This is a genomic window from Paraburkholderia phytofirmans, assembly GCF_046028095.1.
Classification (GTDB): domain Bacteria; phylum Pseudomonadota; class Gammaproteobacteria; order Burkholderiales; family Burkholderiaceae; genus Paraburkholderia; species Paraburkholderia phytofirmans_A.
The window spans coordinates 666,558-683,826 of sequence record NZ_JAQQDJ010000003.1 but is presented as its reverse complement, the minus strand read 5'-3'; the positions used below and the strand labels follow the sequence as shown (position 1 = coordinate 683,826).

Below are 17,269 nucleotides of genomic sequence, written 5' to 3'. Positions count from 1 at the left end.
GATTGGCGGCCGCTCGTCGCAGCGCGGCGCCGCGCGAACCGCGGTCCTATCGCTAGCGGCAGGCCCAACCCCTGCGGCGGTGCCGTCGGCAGTTGCCGCGCGGATCGGACGCCGGCAGGACAAAACGGTAAGGCTGCCCCATGGGCGCTACGTCGGCACGGTAATATTGACGTCACGCGACCAATTCCGGGGCCAACCGACATTCATTGTCTTGCCGGTAAGTAATCAGGCATAAAATTGACCTCATCCGTGTCAATATCTGCGTTTGCTCCGGACGGGTCCAGCCTGTGTTCAACATACCAGCGCCAGAGGCAGAGTTGCTGCCTTCAGCCTTCCCCATAGTAGGCATCGGCGCTTCCGCAGGCGGACTGGAGGCGATCTCCGAACTCATCTCCACGATTCCGCGTTCGAGCGGGCTGGCACTACTTATCGTGCAGCATCTCGATCCGACCCGTCGCAGCCTGCTGCCGGAGATTCTGACCAAGCATACTGCGATGCCGGTTGTCGAGGCGGTCGAAGGAATGCTCATCGAGGCCGACCACGTCTATGTCATTCCGCCCAACGCCCGGATGCGGATTGCGCAGCGTCGCATCAATCTGCAGCCGCGCGTCGACGTTCTCGGGCCACCGATGCCAATCGACGACCTGCTGGAGTCGCTCGCCAACGACCAGGGCGCCAATGCCATCGGGGTCATTCTGTCGGGCAGCGGATCCGACGGTGCGCTAGGTCTCAAGGCAATCCAGAATGAAGGCGGCATCACGTTCGCTCAGGACGAGGCGTCCGCCCGTTTTGCCAGCATGCCGCAGGCAGCCATCGGCACGGGATGCGTCGATCTGGTTCTTCCCCCGCGGCAAATCGCGGAGGAGATCACGCGTATCGGGCGGCAGCCCCGAAGCGGTCCCAATCAGCCGATGCCGGCGACCGAGGCTGAGAAAAGTCTGCGGCACGTATTCCGGTTGCTGCACAAAGCCTGCAACGTCGACTTCACGCACTACAAACGCGGCACCATTGAGCGCAGGCTGGCGCGGCGCATGGCGCTGCGTCAGATCTCGTCCGTCGCGCAATACGCAGTCGTGCTCGAATCCGATGCGCCGGAAGTGCTCGCACTCGGACGAGATCTGCTGATCCAGGTGACGCAATTTTTCCGCGACCCGGAAACGTTCGAAGCGCTGGTCCAGATCGTATTTCCGAGGTTGCTCGGAGACCGCAAACCGGACATGCCGATCCGGTTGTGGATTCCCGGCTGTGCGACCGGTGAGGAAGTCTATTCGATCGCCATCTGCCTGATCGAATACCTCGGAGAACGCGCGGCGGACATACCGATCCAGATTTTTGGCACCGACGTGAGCATCGATGCACTGGAGATTGCCCGCGCCGGACGCTACATCGAAAACATCGCGCGAAACGTATCGTCCCAGCGTCTGCAACGCTTCTTTGTACGGGACGGCGATTACTACCGGCTCGACAAGCGCATCCGGGATCTTTGCACGTTCGCACGCCACAACGTTGCCACCGACCCGCCCTTCTCGCGGATGGATCTGATTAGCTGCCGCAATCTTCTCATTTACCTGAATCCGGTTCTGCAGCGAAACGTCATGCCGCTGTTCCACTACGCGTTGCGTGCCGACGGGGTGCTGATGCTGGGGCCGTCGGAAACGGTGGGCGCCTTCTCCGACCTGTTCGGCGTCATCGAAAGCAAGCGTACCAAGCTGTACAGCAAGAAGCCTCGTGCCGGACACCCTGGCGCCCGTTCGCTCAGCCTGATGTCTTCGCCCGAATCGGCGGTTGCGCCCACGAGTTCGACGCAGGATCGGCGCGAACCGCCGCTAGTCGAACGGCTGGGTCGCGCGGCCGCACGCAAGGCGCTCACGCGCTATGCACCGCCCTATGTCCTGTGCGATGACGAACTGAACATCATCGAGTTTCATGGCGACACCGGACCGTATCTGGTCAATCCTGAAGGGCCACCGAGCAGCAACCTGCAACGGCTTGCACGGCCTGAAGTGTTTCTGGCCATCAGCGAAGCCGTGCGGCAGGCCCGCCAGAGCGGCGCCCCGTTGCGCAAGACGGGACTACGCGTCGGAATTGCGGGGAACGCGGTCGAAGCAGGCATCGAGGTGCATCAGATACAGATCGCCGGCGCCGATGGACGCTGGTTTATCGTCTTCTTCGAGGGCGCGCCGCAACGGATGGCGGAAAGCAGTCAAGCCGCGCCCGGAGACGGTTCGATCAGGTCCGCCGTGTTGCGGAGCTTGAAGCGGAGGCTCGCCCGCACGCACGAGCAGGATCGAGGCGACCAGGACGCGGAGCTCGCGCGTCTCAGAACCGAACTGGACGCCACCCGTGAACAGCTTCGGGCAACGATCGAGGAGCATGAGAGCGCCAGGGAAGAGCTCAAATCGAGCGAGGAGGAACTGCTCTCCAGCAATGAAGAATTCCAGAGTACCAACGAGGAACTCGAGACAGCCAAGGAGGAACTGCAGTCCGTCAACGAGGAGCTTTCCACGACCAACGACGAGCTGCGCTATCGGGTCCGTGAGCTGAAGACCCTGCACGATGAAGTGACGCGTGCGCGCGACTACGCCGAGGCGATCGTCGATACGATCGCCGAACCGGTTCTCGTACTCGAGGCGGATCTGCGCATCACGCGAGCTAATCGGGCGTTCTACCAGGCCTTCGCGACCTCGGCCGAAGCGACGATCGGCACGAAGCTGTATCTGCTCGGCAACGGCCAGTGGGATATCCCTGCGCTGCGCACGATGCTCGAAGAAATACTTCCGGAGAGGACGAGCGTTCGGGACTACGAGATAACGCACGAGTTTCCGCGCATCGGCACGCGCACCATGTGCCTGAACGCAATGCGCATCGCGTGGCCTGAGCAGCCGCTTGTCCTGCTCACCATTCAGGACATGACCCAACAGCGCGATGCCGTGACGCGTCTGAAGGCGGCGGATAATCAAAAGGACGAATTCCTTGCCATGCTTGCGCACGAACTGCGAAATCCCCTTGCTGCGATTCGCAACGGGATACAGCTATGGCAGCGCGGTGATGCCGACGATGCGTCCATCAAGGCGGCTCAGGCTGCCGCCCAGCGTCAGCTCGCCAATGAGATCGGTCTCGTTGACGATCTGCTGGACGTATCCCGGATTTCGCGCGGCATCATCACGCTCAAGGTTCAGCGCATCGATCTGGCTGACGCGGTTCGCCACGCGGTCGAAACGATGCAGGCGGAAATCCGAGCGCGACAGCACGAGTTGATACTCGAGTTGCCGGAGAAAATGCTGACGGTCGAGGGCGATACGATGCGGCTTGAGCAGATCGTGACGAACCTGCTCGGCAACGCGATCAAGTACACCCCCGCTGGCGGACGCATCCGGCTTTCGCTCGAACGCGAAAGGCACGATGCGGTACTGAGCGTCACCGACAACGGTATCGGGATGACTGTGCCGAGTTCATCCCTACGATTTTCAGGATTTTTGTTCAGGCGCAGCGAACATCCGATCGCAGGAGCGCGGGTCTCGGGCTCGGTCTGACGCTGGTGCGGCGGTTGGTCGAACTGCACCGCGGGTCAGTGCAGGCTTCCAGTGAAGGCCTTGGTCGCGGTAGCAGGTTTGTCGTCCGGCTTCCGGCACTGCCGCCGGGCACCGCACCGGAACGTCCACCGAACTCCGGTCAAACCGTGGAAGGACCGGCCGCTACCCACCGGATTCTGGTTGTCGACGACAATGTCGACGCGGCGGAAAGCAGCGCCGCGCTGTTGCGACTCGACGGTCACGACGTGCAGGTAGCCTGCGACGGGCCAGCCGCGTTGCAGACCGCCGATGATTTTCGTCCCGACGTGGTGCTGCTCGACATCGGCCTACCCGGAATGGACGGCTATGAGGTCGTACAGCGGTTACGTACGATGCCGGCTCTGGCCGACGCCGTCATGATCGCGGTGAGTGGGTATGGAGGGGAACAGCATGCCGAGCGATGCCGGCAGGCCGGTTTCGATTGTCATCTGGTCAAGCCAGCCAATCTCGAGCAGCTTAATGCGTTAGTCGAGTCATGCCTCAGCAGGCGTACGACTGCTAACGATGCGTCGTGAACGGCGCGTGATGGACGTACATCGGCGCAGCGAGATTGGCTTCGCTTTGCGTGCGGACCCGACGCTCGGGTCGACTGAAACACTGCTGGATGCTGCTGACGTGCGGTACTGTGATCGCACAGCGTAGCATCCACGGCCTGGCGTCAGAACGATTCGCCCACCATTTCTTCACTCTTGCGCCAGAGCGCGTCAGCGTGTGCAGCGTCAAGCGCATAGTGTCGGACGCCTTCGCTGACGGGTGTGATGACAACATCGTCGGCAACGGTTTCGCTGACATGGCAGTTCTCGCAGTATCTGCCACCGACGGCGTCAGCTGCCGCCACCACCGCCGTCCACACGGAAGTCGCCGCCCCTTGTGGCACGGTCTTGAACTGAAACGGCGCATTCCCCTCCGACTCGAGCTGCTTGTTGATCCCTTCGAGCAACGCAGTCATCTGGCCTTCATCCATGTGACGAGCGAGTTCCGTGTGGATTCCACCCGGATGAACCGCGGCGGCGCGAACACCGCGCGCTCGATGCCGCTGATCGAAGGCCACCGCAAAGAGAATATTCGCCGTCTTGGCGCGCCCGTATGCAACGAACGGGTCGTAGGGCGTTCGTTCGAAGCCCGGGTCGTCGAGATCCACGTCAGCGAAACGATGGCCCGACGAGGCAAGCATCACGACTCGACCACCCGATGGGATCAGCGGCGCCAACCGGTTCACCAGCACGAAATGCCCCAGATGATTCGTGCCGAACTGCGTCTCGAAGCCGTCCGCGGTTTTGCCAAAGGGCGTTGCCATCACGCCCGCGTTCGCGATGATGACGTCGATGGGTTTGCCTTCCTCCTTCAGTCTGTCCGCGCAATTCCTGACGCTCGCGAGGCTCGCGAGATCGAGCGCAATCAACTCGATGCTGCCGCCGGCCGCGGCGGCTTCCCGCCGCGCATCGGCGATTGCCTGCGCTGCTTTTTCCAGATCTCTGGCCGCGCCGATCACGTTGGCGCCGCGCGCCGCCAGCGCCCGCGCCGTCTCCATGCCCAACCCCGCCGATACGCCCGTCACCAGAATTCGCTTGCCACGAAGATCGACGCCTGCGAGCACGTCGTCAGTCGTCGAAGTCGCCCCAAATTTCTCAGTCATTTCCGCCGCTCCAGCACAATGAAGATTGACGTCACTCCCCGTCCGGGATAAAACGGAGCTTCCCTCCGTTTTATCGATATTAAACGGAGACACCCTCCGTTTGCAAGGACCCAAAGTGTAAATGACCGATTCGACGCCAAAAGAACGAAAACCCAGAGCCGACGCGCTGCGCAATCGCGAACGCATCCTTGAAGAGGCAAAAACGGCGTTCACTCGCGCCGGCGGCGAAATCAGCATGGAGGAGGTCGCACGTCAGGCGGGGGTCGGCGCAGGCACGCTGTATCGGCACTTTCCGACGCGCGATGCGCTGCTGGAAAGCGTCTATCGTGCCGAGGTGGCCAAGCTTGCCGAGGAGCAGCGCAGACTGTCCGACTCGCTGCCTGCTGCCGATGCGTTGCGATCGTGGATGTTGCTCTTCGTGGATTACATCGCGACGAAGAAGATCATTGCGCCGGCGTTGAATTCAATCGTCGGGGGGCCGACCAAGCTATTCGAATCGTCCGGTGCGCAGATCAAGGACGCGATTCACTTGCTCGTCACGAACGCCATCTCGAGTGGCGACATCCGCGCGGATATCAAGCCACTGGATCTGCTTCGCGCGCTCGTCGGCGTTTCGAATGTCGCGTCGGCGCCAGACTGGCAGCAAAGTGCGAAGCGGCTGGTCGATATACTTTTACTTGGGTCGAGGCCGACGGAGTAGGTTTGGTAAGTGGACGCGGGAGCGGTCATTCGAACGATATCAGCCCTTCCCATCCTCCTGCCTCGCCCCAATCGCCTCAATCGCCGCAACAATCCGGCTCTGTGCGGCAACGAGCTGGTCATCCGTCGTCGCCACCAGCCACAGACGTGCTCGCTCCGCGAGCCGGCGGTTGTGATCCTTCAACGGGCCCATCGCGGCAGCAGCCTTCCAGACCACCGGGCCGACCCGGCTTTGTCTGCCCGACGGTGCACCGACGAGCAAGCAGTACGGTCCCAACGGAAGCGATACAAACGGAAGTGCCGGACTCGTGCTCACGCGCCAGTCGATAAAAGGCGTCTCGCTGATAAGCAACGGTGTGGGCAAACCGTAAAGCACACTGAAGTCGTACAGCGCCAGCTGTTCCGGCATGCGGGCGTAAATACGCCGGATGTCGTCGACAACCGCCGCGCGGATCTCGTCGTCGAACATGGGTTCCTGCGCGTAGCGGGCCAATGCCTCTCGCGCCTCCCATTGATAGGCGCTGAACAGGCCGAGTTCAACGCAATCCTGCACGGCGCGTTGAACCTCCGCGACAGAACCGGCTTCCTCCGGTTTGCCTAACTGCGCGGCCCGCAAAAACCGGGCAAGTCCCGCCTCCTGGATCGCGGGACCCTCTTGGGATACATCGTCTCGAGCGTCCTTGCCCAAGGGCACGTAAGTATATTTTTCGGCGGCGAAATGCGACTTCTTGCCTTCATCGAATTTGATCACGCCATCGACGCAATCCAGATAGCGAGTCCCGACTCGACCATGCTCCCAGATCCAGTTTTTCAGGAGCGGACGTAGTGGATGCGGTCTGTCTTGTTCGGCCATTGAAACCTCCAGGTGCCCCAGTATAGTTCCAAGTCGCGGATCGCTCCGTGGATGACATGGCGATGGTTAGCGTCGGCACGTTGACCTTTCGCAACCCACGCTGTACACAACATGGCATGGACGCAAGCGCTTCAGGAAGGCACCGATGAACCACCCCTTTTTCACCATTGGCCATTCCAACCGTGCGTTGCCCGAATTCGTGAGTCTGCTGAAGGAGGCGGAGATCGCGACGCTGGTCGATGTGCGCAGTATTCCACGCTCACGAACCAATCCGCAGTTCAATCAGGACACGCTGCCGGATGCGCTCGCGCCGGAACATATCGCCTACGCGCATCTTGCAGAACTGGGCGGGCGCCGCGGCAGGCGCAAAGACGATGCAGCGTCGCCCAATGTGTACTGGACTCATCCGGCGTTCCGTAATTACGCGGACTATGCGCTGAGCGACGCGTTCCGCCATGGCCTCGCGCAACTGCTCGCGCTCGGCCACCGGCGCCGCTGCGCGATCATGTGCGCGGAGGCGGTCTGGTGGCGCTGTCACAGGCGTATCATCACGGATTACCTGCTGCTGCACGGCGAAACCGTACTGCACATCATGGACGCGCGTCACACAACCGTTGCAACGATGACACCGGGCGCGCAACCTCAACCCGGCGGCACGCTGATCTATCCGGCTCCAACCACGGCCTGAACCGGCACGCAAAGCGACTGCCCGTCCGCTGTATTGCACGATTGCATGACTGTCACCACACAAGCCACGTCGCTCGATAACCTTCTTCGCGAGATTCGCGCCTGCACGCTCTGCTCGGCGGTGCTGCCGCACGCCCCGCGGCCGGTGCTGGCGGCATCCGCGCAGGCGCGCATTCTGATCATCGGCCAGGCGCCGGGCGCGCGTGTTCATGCGTCCGGCGTTCCATGGAGCGACGCGAGCGGTGCGCGGCTGCGCACATGGCTCGACGTCGACGACACCACCTTCTACGACACGTCGAAATTCGCCGTCGTGCCGATCGGCTTCTGTTTTCCAGGCCGCGGCCCGAGCGGAGATCTGCCGCCGAGGCCCGAGTGCGCCGCCCGCTGGCACAAGGAGTTGCTCGCGCACATGTCGTCGGTCCGGCTCACGCTGCTGGTCGGACAATACGCGCAGCGATTCGGACTGGGCAAGGCATTCGGACCGACCCTGACGGACACGCTCGTGCGGTGGCGCGAATTCGGCCCACAAGTCGTGCCGCTGCCGCATCCGTCGCCGCGCAACATTGCGTGGTTCAAACGCAATCCGTGGTTCGATGCGAGCGTTCTGCCGACGTTGCGCGAGCGAGTCGCGGCGGCATTGGCGGCGCCCGATGCGTGAAGATCTGAGCTGATCGGCAAGTCAAAATACGCCGCCGCCAGCCATTCGAGCCGTCAGCGATACCGGCTGATTTCCAGACCGGAACCCACCGGCACCGATAGACTCGTCATGCCCGGCTTCGCGCGAACCGCGCGGATATAGCGCAGCGCGTTCTCGCCGCCCGGCCGGATCATATTGTCGGCGACGATGATCGCGCCCGGATTGAGCTTCGGATAAAACGCGTCGAGACACGGCACGTAGAGATCTTTCCAAAGATCGATGAAAACGAAATCCGGCTTGATCGGCATATCCTCGATCAGTGTGACCGCGTTGCCGACCTTGAAGTCGACATAAGACGCAAGGCCGGCCCGGCTCGCCATCTCGCGCGCGTAGGCCGATTTGTCATCGTGCAATTCCATGGTGGTCACGCGGCCGCGCGCCGCTCGCGCGGCTTGCGCGAGCCAGAGCGTCGCATAGCCATCCGACGTGCCGAGTTCGAGAATGTGCGGAGCATGCAGGCTTGCCGCGAGAATATGGATGAAACGCGCGGTCTCCACTCCCGCAGCCTGCACATGGCGGCCCTTCGTTGCCTTCTGCTTACCGCGTCGGCGCGGTTCGCGCCCTTTCGTCTGCTCTTCTTCCGCGCGCTCCTGATAGGCGTCGAGCACGGCCAGAAAGTCCGGGTCCATCCGTCAGCGGCAACCGATCGCGCAGCCGAGCAGGCTGAACGCGCCGACAATCCCGACACCCGCGCCAAGCCCGAACGTTTCGAGCGACGTGGCACAGCCTTGCAGAGCGCAGGCCCACGCGAGCGCGGTTACCATGAGAACTTGCCGGATGCGGTTGCGCGCAATCTGGCTGTGTCGACTGCTATGGACCATCATTCCCCTCCCCGTGTTGATTGGCCTGTGCCAACGCGAAATCACTGGAGCGAGTGTAGCCAGCAAGCTTCACCGCAAAACGGTCGAATACCGGGGACAAACAGGGCGCCGATTACAAAAGCTTCCGCAAACGTATCCGTTAGCCCGGCACGGCCCATGAAGTCGCGGCCATTTCACCGCAAATGCCGGTTTTCCCACATACCGACAGCTTACGACTTGTCATCCTGATGGCTCAGGCGTGTGTTTTGGCGGGAGATGGCTATGTCGGTCTATGTCGATGAAGGGTTCAGGCCCTGTGTGACGGAATGCGCGACGGTCGCGTTCCGGGTGTGCAATGACGATCGTGCGCAGATTTTCGAGGTGAGCGCCGACGCGCTCATGACTTTCTGCGGCGCGGCGAGCACGCGCAAGGAAGATCTGCTCGTCGCATTCGAGGACGCGCAGTTCGAGATTCTCTCGGTCGCGGCGCAGAAATGGGCATTCAGACCGACCGAGCCGGTGCGTCTCGGCCTCGACGAATTCCGTACGGTCAGACATTAAAACAACGGGTATGCCAGAATCGCATCATGACCTGGATCGCCGCCCTGCCAATGTATAACGTCACGCCCGCGCTCGACCTCGAGTGGCGCGAGTGGCTCGCCGACGTGCTGCGCATGGTCAAGCCCGCGTGCCGCATCGTCGAACCGGACGAGGAATTGCATGGCTTCTGGCGGCGTCCCAATCTGCTGATCTCGCAGACCTGCGGTTATCCGTTCATGCATGGTCTGCAGGAACAGGTTCAACTGGTCGCGACGCCGCGCTTCGACGCTCCCGGCTGCGAAGGCGCGCATTATTCGAGCGTGCTGGTCACGCGTGCTGACGCGCAGTTCGATACGCTCGCGGCCTGCCACGGCGCGCGCGCCGCCTACAACCAGGACGATTCGAATAGCGGCATGAATGTGTTTCGCCACGCGGTGGCGCCGTTCTCGCGCGCCGGCATGTTCTTCAGTTCGGTGTTGCGAACCGGCTCGCATCTCGGCTCGTTGCGCGCGGTGGCGGAAAATCGCGCGGACGTCGCCGCGATCGATTGCGTGACCTTCGCTTTCGTGTGCGACGAAATGCCGGAACTGGCCCGCCAGGTCCGCCGGATCGGCATGACAGCGCCCTCGCCGGGCCTGCCTTTGATTGCTTCCGGCACGGTGCCCTCGGCGACGATCGAGGCACTGCGCGAAGCGCTGAACGAAGCCCTTGTGCTCCAGCCCGAACGCGCGAAACGCCTGCGTTTGCAGGGCTTTTCCGTGTTGCCGCCTTCAGACTACGAGCGCATCGAGCAACTCGAAAACGAGGCGCGCGCCGTTGGCTATACGCGCCTCGCCTGAGGCCTGAGGCCTGAGCCTGGAGCCTGAGCCGCGGAATTACTGCTGCTGCACGTCCAGCACCAGAAGCTGTGCGCCATCGGCAACCTGATCGCCGACCGAGTACAGCACTTCCGACACCGTACCGGCCGCCGGCGCACCGATGGTGTGCTCCATCTTCATCGCTTCCATCACGATCAGCGGCGTGCCCTTCTCCACCACGGTGCCCGGCTCGACCAGCACCGCGATCACCTTGCCCGGCATCGGCGCGGTCAGGCGGCCTTCGCCGCCTTCGGCATCCGCGGCGTGCGCGAGCAGGTTCTGCCATTCGAACGACAGCGCTTCGCCGAGGCAGAACACATGGAACGTATCGCCATCGACGAACACGCGGCCCGTTGCGCGCGCATCGCCAATCGTCGCGCGGTATTCATTCAGACCGCTGCCGTCCGACCAGCTAAAGTCCTCGCGCACGCCATCGTGTTCGAGCGTTTGCGTGCCGCCGTCGCGCGCGAACGTGACGGTGAAGGTCCTTTCGCTGTCGTTACCCGCGCTGCCGCTGTCAAGATCGCGCCAACCGAGCGTCTGCGTGTAGCCGCCGTTCAGGCGCCAGTGCGACAGCGCATCCCACGGCGATGCGCCATGCGCCGTGCCGCCTTCGCGCTTGAGCAATGCCGCGCAAGCCAGCGCCAACGCTTCCTTGAACGGTTTCTTGCGCGGCGCGAACAAGGCGTCGTGATGACGTTCGATCAAACCAGTGTCGAGATCGCCCGTTGCAAACGGCTCGCTCGCGACGATGCTTTGCAGGAACTCGACGTTGGTATGCGGGCCGACCACCTCGCAGGCATGCAACGCGCGGCTCAGACGCGCAAGCGCCTCTTCACGCGTCGCGCCGTGCACGATCAGCTTGGCGATCATCGGATCGTAGAACGGTGTGATGGTGTCGCCTTCACGCACGCCGCTGTCGATACGCACCGGCGCCTTGCGCCCGGATTCGCCGAGGCCGGCCGCGCCTGAGCCGGCCGCGTCGAGGGTGAACTCCACGCCTTCCGGCATGCGCAAATGCTTGAGCGTGCCCGTCGACGGCAGGAAGCCGCGCGCCGGATGTTCGGCATAGATACGCGCCTCGATCGCGTGGCCGTCGATCTTCAGCTGTTCCTGCGTGAGCGGCAGCGGTTCGCCGGCGGCGACGCGCAGTTGCCATTCCACCAGGTCCTGGCCGGTCACCATCTCCGTGACCGGGTGTTCGACCTGCAGGCGCGTGTTCATTTCCATGAAGTAGAAATCGCCCGTGCCGGTCATGATGAACTCGACCGTGCCCGCGCCGACGTAATTCACCGCACGCGCGGCCGCTACCGCCGCCTCGCCCATTTCGCGCTTGATTTCAGCGGCCAATCCGGGCGCCGGCGCTTCCTCCAGCACCTTCTGGTGACGCCGCTGCACGGAGCAGTCGCGATCGAACAGATAGACCGCGCCGCCGTGACGATCCGCGAACACCTGCACTTCCACGTGACGCGGCCGCGTCAGATATTTTTCGATCAGCACGCGATCATTGCCGAAGCTGCTCGCCGCTTCCCGCTTGCACGAAGCCAGCGCCGCCGCGAAATCCTCGCTGCGTTCCACCACGCGCATGCCCTTGCCGCCGCCACCCGCGCTCGCCTTCAGCAGCACCGGATAACCGATCGCATCCGCCTCACGATGCAGCAGTTTGGCATCCTGATCGTCACCGTGGTAACCCGGCACGAGCGGCACAGCGGCTGCATGCATCAGCGCCTTCGCGGCAGCCTTGGAACCCATCGCGGCGATGGCTTCGACCGGCGGTCCGATGAAGACGATGCCGGCCGCCTCGCACGCATGCGCGAAGTCCTCGTTTTCCGACAGGAAGCCGTAGCCCGGATGCACCGCCTGCGCGCCGGTGGCGCGCGCGGCTTCGATAATCCGTTCGACGCGCAGATAGCTTTCCGCCGCCGTCGAGCCGCCGATGTGCACCGCCTCATCGCACGCGGCCACATGTTTCGCGTTGGCGTCCGCATCGGAATAGACGGCCACGCTCGCGATGCCGAGCCGCTTGCAGGTCGCGGCGACGCGGCACGCAATCTCGCCCCGGTTGGCAATCAGGATCTTGTTGAACATGAAGTGTCTCGGTGAAGTGAGCCGTTTTTTTCGGGGCTGTTGTTCTGATCAAGGCGCGCCGGGCGCCCTGGATTAGGTGCTTCAGTTGCGCCAGGCCGGTGTGCGTTTTTCGAGGAACGACGCGACGCCTTCACGGCCTTCCGCGCCGGCGCGCGTACGTGCGATGCGCGCCGCCGTGTCCTCGATCATCGCGTCATTCAACTCGCGGCCCGCAATGTCCTGCACGAGTTGCTTGCACGCGCGCACCGCTTGCGGACCGTTCGCGCAAAGCGTGTCGGCAATCTGCCGCACGGTGGGGTCGAGTTGCTCGATGCTCACCGCTTCGCTGACGAGCCCGAGACGCAATGCCGTCGCGCAATCGAATTGCTCGGCGGTCGTGAAATAGCGGCGCGATGCCTGCTCGCCCAGCGCGCGAATCACGTACGGCGCGATGGTGGCCGGAATCAGACCGAGCCGCGCTTCTGAGAGGCAGAAGCGCGCGCTTTCGACCGCCACCACGATGTCGCACGCCGAGATCAAGCCCATGCCGCCAGCGTATGCGTCGCCGTTCACGCGCGCGATCACCGGCTTGTTGCAGCGATAGATCGACGACAGCATGTTCGCCAGCAGCATCGCGTCGGCGCGGTTCTCGTCGTCCGAGTAACCGGCCATCTTCTTCATCCAGTTCAGATCCGCGCCCGCGCAGAACGCCTTGCCGTTCGCGGCGAGCACGACCGCGCGCACGTCGTCGCGATCGTTGAGCGCCGTGAAGGCCGAGGTCACTTCGGCGATCATCGTTTCGTTGAACGCGTTGCGCACGTCCGGACGATTCAGCGTGACCGTTGCGATCGGTCCGGCGAATTCGGCACTCAGTGTTTCGTATTGCATCGTCGCTGCTCCCGCGCTTCGTTGCGCATCGTCACATTCTGAACACGCCGAACCGCGTGTCTTCGATCGGCGCGTTCATCGTGGCCGACAAGCCGAGACCGAGCACGTCGCGCGTTTGCGCCGGGTCGATCACGCCGTCGTCCCACAGACGCGCGCTCGCGTAATACGGGTGGCCCTGATGTTCGTATTGCTCGCGGATGGGTTGCTTGAACGCCTCTTCTTCTTCGGCGCTCCACGAACCGCCCTTGCCTTCGATGCCGTCGCGCTTGACCGTGGCCAGCACCGACGCCGCCTGCTCGCCGCCCATCACCGAGATGCGCGCGTTCGGCCACATCCACAGGAAGCGCGGCGAATACGCGCGGCCGCACATGCCGTAATTGCCCGCGCCGAACGAACCGCCGATGATCACCGTGAACTTCGGCACCTTGGCCGTGGCCACCGCCGTCACCATCTTCGCGCCGTTGCGCGCGATGCCTTCGTTTTCGTATTTGCGGCCTACCATGAAACCGGTGATGTTCTGCAGGAACACGAGCGGAATCTTGCGCTGGCAGCACAGCTCGATGAAGTGCGCGCCCTTGAGCGCCGACTCCGAAAACAGAATGCCGTTGTTCGCGATGATGCCGACCGGATGCCCCCAGATATGCGCGAAACCGGTGACGAGCGTGGTGCCGTAGCGCGCCTTGAATTCGTCGAAGGCCGAGTCGTCGACGATCCGCGCGATCACCTCGCGGATATCGAACGGCTTGCGGGTATCCACGGGAATCACGCCGTACATGCTCTTCACGTCGTAGCGCGGCGGCTTCGGCTCCTGCAACGCGACCGGCACCTGCTTGCTGCGATTCAGATTGCCGACGATGCTGCGCGCAATCCCCAGCGCATGCGCGTCGTTCTGCGCGAGATGATCGACCACGCCGGACAGACGCGTATGCACGTCGCCGCCGCCGAGGTCTTCCGCGCTCACTACTTCACCCGTCGCGGCTTTCACCAGAGGCGGACCGCCGAGAAAAATCGTCCCCTGGTTCTTGACGATGATCGACTCGTCGCTCATGGCCGGCACATACGCGCCGCCTGCCGTGCACGAACCCATCACCACGGCGATCTGCGGAATGCCTGCCGCCGACAGGTTCGCCTGGTTGAAGAAGATGCGGCCGAAGTGATCGCGGTCCGGAAACACGTCGTCCTGATTCGGCAGATTCGCGCCGCCCGAGTCGACCAGATACACGCACGGCAAGTGATTTTCAGCGGCAATTTCCTGCGCCCGCACGTGCTTTTTCACGGTGACGGGATAGTAAGTGCCGCCCTTGACCGTTGCATCGTTGCAGACGATCACGCACTCCTGTCCGGCGATCCGGCCAATGCCGGTGATGACACCCGCGCCCGGCGCGTCGTCGTTGTACATGCCGTAGGCCGCGAGTTGCGAGAACTCCAGAAACGGCGTGCCCGGATCCAGCAACTTCTCGATCCGGTCGCGCGGCAGCAGTTTGCCGCGGCCCGTGTGTTTGTCGCGCGCCGCCTGACCGCCGCCCAGTGCGAGCTTCTCGATTTTCGCGCGAAGGTCGGCGACCAGCGCTTCGAGCGCCGCCGCGTTGGCGCGGAAGTCGTCCGAGCGCGGATTCAGCTTTGATTCGATGATCGGCATTACGTGGCTCTCCTGTTCGCCGCTTCTTATTCGCTTCGGGCCGTTGCGCTCATGCCGTTTCGGCGAACAACTCGCGGCCGATCAGCATGCGGCGGATTTCGCTCGTACCGGCGCCGATTTCATAGAGCTTTGCGTCGCGCCACAAACGGCCGACCGGATACTCGTTGATGTAGCCGTTGCCGCCGAGGATCTGGATCGCCTCGCCCGCCATCCACGTGGCTTTTTCCGCGGTGTAGAGAATCACGCCCGCGCAGTCTTTACGGACCTGGCGCACGTGTTCCTTGCCGAGCGTGTCGAGTTGACGGCCCACCGCGTAGAGATACGCGCGGCACGCCTGCAAGGTGGTGTAGAGATCGGCCACCTTGCCCTGAATGAGCTGGAATTCGCCGATCGACTGGCCGAACTGCTTGCGGTCGTGGATATACGGCACGACCGCGTCCATGACCGCGACCATGATGCCGGTCGGGCCGCCCGCGAGCACGGCGCGCTCGTAGTCGAGCCCGCTCATCAGCACTTTCGCGCCGCCGTTCAACTGGCCGAGAATGTTTTCTTCCGGCACTTCCACGTCCTGGAACACGAGTTCGCCGGTATGCGAGCCGCGCATGCCGAGCTTGTCGAGCTTCTGCGCAACGGAGAAACCCTTCATGCCCTTCTCGACGATAAACGCGGTAATGCCGCGCGAATTCGCTTCGGGATCGGTTTTGGCGTAGACGACCAGCGTGTCGCAATCCGGGCCGTTGGTGATCCACATCTTGGTGCCGTTGAGCACGTAGTGGTCGCCCTTTTTCTCCGCGCGCAGCTTCATGCTGACCACGTCCGAGCCCGCGTTCGGCTCGCTCATGGCGAGTGCGCCGATGTGTTCACCCGACACGAGCTTGGGCAGATACTTCTGCTTTTGCGCTTCCGTGCCGTTGCGATGAATCTGGTTGACGCACAGATTCGAATGCGCGCCGTATGAGAGACCGACCGAGGCCGACGCGCGCGAGATTTCTTCCATCGCGATCATGTGCGCCGTGTAGCCCATGTTCGCGCCGCCGTATTCTTCCGAGACCGTCATGCCGAGCACGCCCAGATCGCCGAACTTGCGCCACAGGTCCATGGGAAACTGATCCGTGCGATCGATCTCCGCGGCACGCGGGGCGATTTCTTTGGCGGCGAATCCCGCAATGCTGTCGCGCAGCATTTCGATTTCTTCGCCGAGCGGGAATTGCAAACCGGGCAGGTTGCTCATTGCAGTGTCTCCAGAGTTCGTTGGCGGCCGGCCTTGGGTGGGCGCCGGCTGGTCCGGTTGCGGCTCGGCGGACGGCGGCGGCCTTGTGGGCCGCTCCTGTCGTCACGCACGAGGCGCGAAACGTTCAAGGCGCATTTCACGCTAGATTTACGTAAGCGTCAATAGGTATTTTTGAGTGTTACTCAGAAACTGAAGCGGGCGCCTACAACATCACTTTGGCGTGATAGCATCGCACTCATTGGGCTCGATCCGAACCATTCATGGCGGAATGAGCCTCACAAATCTGAACTGGACTCATATGACGGTTGCCACGAAGGCCGAGTTACCCGCCTCGCGCCGCCAGCCGGCCGGGCGCAAGTCGCAGCAACGCGTGAAGGAGATTCTTCAGGCGGGACGCGACGTGTTCTCCGAAAAGGGCTACGAGCGCGCGACCACCGCCGAGATCGCGCAGCGCCTCGGCATTTCCGAGGCGACCGTGTTCAGCTACTTCCGCGGCAAACGCGAGTTGTGCGCGCGGGTGATCGGCGACTGGTACGACGAGATCATCGAAGCGATCGAGTCCGGCTTGCCGCGCGACGGCAATGTGCGCCAGCAGTTTGCGTTCATCGTGCGCACGCATTTGCGGCTGATGCTGGTGAACGGCACGGATCTCTGCGCGCTGGTGTTGTCCGAGGGCCGGGCGCGGCATCATGAACTGAGCGAGGCGCTCACCGAGTTGCAGCGCCGCTATACCGCGCCGTTGATGCGCGTGCTGGCGCAAGGCCAGGAGAGCGGGCAGATTCGTGGCGACATGCCGTTGCGTCTGCTGCGCTCGATGGTGTTCGGGCCGATGGAGCATGTGCTGTGGGATGCCACGCTCGCAAACCGGCACATCGATATCGATGCGACGGCGGATCAGTTGATCGACGTATTGTGGGCGGCGCTGACGCCACCGGATCTTGCTGTAAGCGCGTTGCAGCAGTTCAGGGTGGAGGTGGCGGAGGCGAACCGCCGGTTCGAGGAGGCTACGCGCGGAGCAACGAACACGCCTATAGACGGCGGCGAATAGCGGCCGCGATTTCGTAGCTGCGCACTTCAGTTCTACGGCGAAAAAGCGGCTAATC

At 63.0% G+C, this 17,269-nt stretch carries 16 protein-coding genes; 8 read left to right on the top strand and 8 right to left on the bottom strand.

Annotated features, from left to right (window positions below; genetic code table 11):
- The first annotated feature begins 317 nt into the window (after positions 1 to 317).
- On the top strand, positions 318 to 3,533 hold the full coding sequence (locus PQR54_RS11980) for a chemotaxis protein CheB (RefSeq protein WP_408245766.1): 3,216 nt from the start codon (positions 318 to 320) through the stop codon (positions 3,531 to 3,533).
- Between the two features lie 14 nt (positions 3,534 to 3,547).
- On the top strand, positions 3,548 to 4,087 hold the full coding sequence (locus PQR54_RS11975; protein ID WP_408245764.1) for a response regulator: 540 nt from the start codon (positions 3,548 to 3,550) through the stop codon (positions 4,085 to 4,087).
- 143 nt (positions 4,088 to 4,230) lie between these two features.
- On the opposite strand, the gene PQR54_RS11970 is transcribed toward PQR54_RS11975, so the two are convergent.
- Complete coding sequence (locus PQR54_RS11970; protein ID WP_408246072.1) at positions 4,231 to 5,208, bottom strand: SDR family NAD(P)-dependent oxidoreductase; 978 nt, start codon at positions 5,206 to 5,208, stop codon at positions 4,231 to 4,233.
- 121 nt (positions 5,209 to 5,329) lie between these two features.
- On the opposite strand from PQR54_RS11970, the gene PQR54_RS11965 reads away from it, so the two are divergent.
- Positions 5,330 to 5,908 (top strand): TetR/AcrR family transcriptional regulator, encoded by a 579-nt coding sequence (locus PQR54_RS11965; protein ID WP_408245762.1) that lies wholly within the window; start codon positions 5,330 to 5,332, stop codon positions 5,906 to 5,908.
- A gap of 39 nt (positions 5,909 to 5,947) precedes the next feature.
- Here the strand turns inward: PQR54_RS11965 and PQR54_RS11960 are convergent, their stop codons facing one another.
- Complete coding sequence (locus PQR54_RS11960; RefSeq protein ID WP_408245760.1) at positions 5,948 to 6,760, bottom strand: hypothetical protein; 813 nt, start codon at positions 6,758 to 6,760, stop codon at positions 5,948 to 5,950.
- Between the two features lie 145 nt (positions 6,761 to 6,905).
- Between PQR54_RS11960 and PQR54_RS11955 the strand changes: the two genes are divergently transcribed.
- Both PQR54_RS11955 and PQR54_RS11950 read left to right on the top strand, forming a co-directional pair.
- Positions 6,906 to 7,448 carry a DUF488 domain-containing protein gene (locus tag PQR54_RS11955; RefSeq protein ID WP_408245758.1) on the top strand — a complete coding sequence of 181 codons (543 nt, stop codon included), beginning with the start codon at positions 6,906 to 6,908 and terminating at the stop codon, positions 7,446 to 7,448.
- 45 nt (positions 7,449 to 7,493) lie between these two features.
- Entirely contained in the window at positions 7,494 to 8,105 is a 612-nt protein-coding gene (locus tag PQR54_RS11950) for a uracil-DNA glycosylase family protein (protein WP_408245756.1), read from the top strand.
- Positions 8,106 to 8,158: 53 nt separating this feature from the next.
- Here PQR54_RS11950 and PQR54_RS11945 read toward each other — a convergent pair whose 3' ends face one another.
- Together PQR54_RS11945 and PQR54_RS11940 are read right to left on the bottom strand one after the other, a co-directional pair.
- Complete coding sequence (locus PQR54_RS11945; RefSeq protein WP_408245754.1) at positions 8,159 to 8,773, bottom strand: O-methyltransferase; 615 nt, start codon at positions 8,771 to 8,773, stop codon at positions 8,159 to 8,161.
- A gap of 3 nt (positions 8,774 to 8,776) precedes the next feature.
- Positions 8,777 to 8,908 (bottom strand): hypothetical protein, encoded by a 132-nt coding sequence (locus tag PQR54_RS11940; protein ID WP_408245752.1) that lies wholly within the window; start codon positions 8,906 to 8,908, stop codon positions 8,777 to 8,779.
- 318 nt (positions 8,909 to 9,226) lie between these two features.
- Here PQR54_RS11940 and PQR54_RS11935 point away from each other — a divergent pair, with 318 nt between their 5' ends.
- Positions 9,227 to 9,505 carry a DUF1488 family protein gene (locus tag PQR54_RS11935; protein WP_408245750.1) on the top strand — a complete coding sequence of 93 codons (279 nt, stop codon included), beginning with the start codon at positions 9,227 to 9,229 and terminating at the stop codon, positions 9,503 to 9,505.
- Between the two features lie 26 nt (positions 9,506 to 9,531).
- Complete coding sequence (locus tag PQR54_RS11930) at positions 9,532 to 10,323, top strand: phosphate/phosphite/phosphonate ABC transporter substrate-binding protein (RefSeq protein ID WP_408245748.1); 792 nt, start codon at positions 9,532 to 9,534, stop codon at positions 10,321 to 10,323.
- A 36-nt stretch (positions 10,324 to 10,359) separates the two neighbouring features.
- On the opposite strand, the gene PQR54_RS11925 is transcribed toward PQR54_RS11930, so the two are convergent.
- The 4 genes from PQR54_RS11925 to PQR54_RS11910 all read right to left on the bottom strand — a co-directional run bounded on the left by PQR54_RS11925 (position 10,360) and on the right by PQR54_RS11910 (position 16,166).
- Positions 10,360 to 12,429, bottom strand: a complete 2,070-nt coding sequence (locus tag PQR54_RS11925; protein WP_408245746.1) for an acetyl/propionyl/methylcrotonyl-CoA carboxylase subunit alpha — start codon at positions 12,427 to 12,429, stop codon at positions 10,360 to 10,362.
- An 81-nt stretch (positions 12,430 to 12,510) separates the two neighbouring features.
- Positions 12,511 to 13,296: an enoyl-CoA hydratase/isomerase family protein gene (locus PQR54_RS11920; protein WP_408245744.1), complete on the bottom strand. Its 786-nt coding sequence runs from the start codon at positions 13,294 to 13,296 to the stop codon at positions 12,511 to 12,513.
- Positions 13,297 to 13,327: 31 nt separating this feature from the next.
- The gene (locus PQR54_RS11915) at positions 13,328 to 14,935 is read right to left on the bottom strand and encodes a carboxyl transferase domain-containing protein (protein ID WP_408245742.1); all 1,608 of its coding nucleotides are present in this window, start codon (positions 14,933 to 14,935) and stop codon (positions 13,328 to 13,330) included.
- Positions 14,936 to 14,984: 49 nt separating this feature from the next.
- On the bottom strand, positions 14,985 to 16,166 hold the full coding sequence (locus tag PQR54_RS11910) for an isovaleryl-CoA dehydrogenase (RefSeq protein ID WP_408245740.1): 1,182 nt from the start codon (positions 16,164 to 16,166) through the stop codon (positions 14,985 to 14,987).
- Positions 16,167 to 16,464: 298 nt separating this feature from the next.
- Between PQR54_RS11910 and PQR54_RS11905 the strand changes: the two genes are divergently transcribed.
- Positions 16,465 to 17,214 carry a TetR/AcrR family transcriptional regulator gene (locus PQR54_RS11905; protein WP_408246070.1) on the top strand — a complete coding sequence of 250 codons (750 nt, stop codon included), beginning with the start codon at positions 16,465 to 16,467 and terminating at the stop codon, positions 17,212 to 17,214.
- The last annotated feature ends 55 nt before the right edge of the window (positions 17,215 to 17,269 follow it).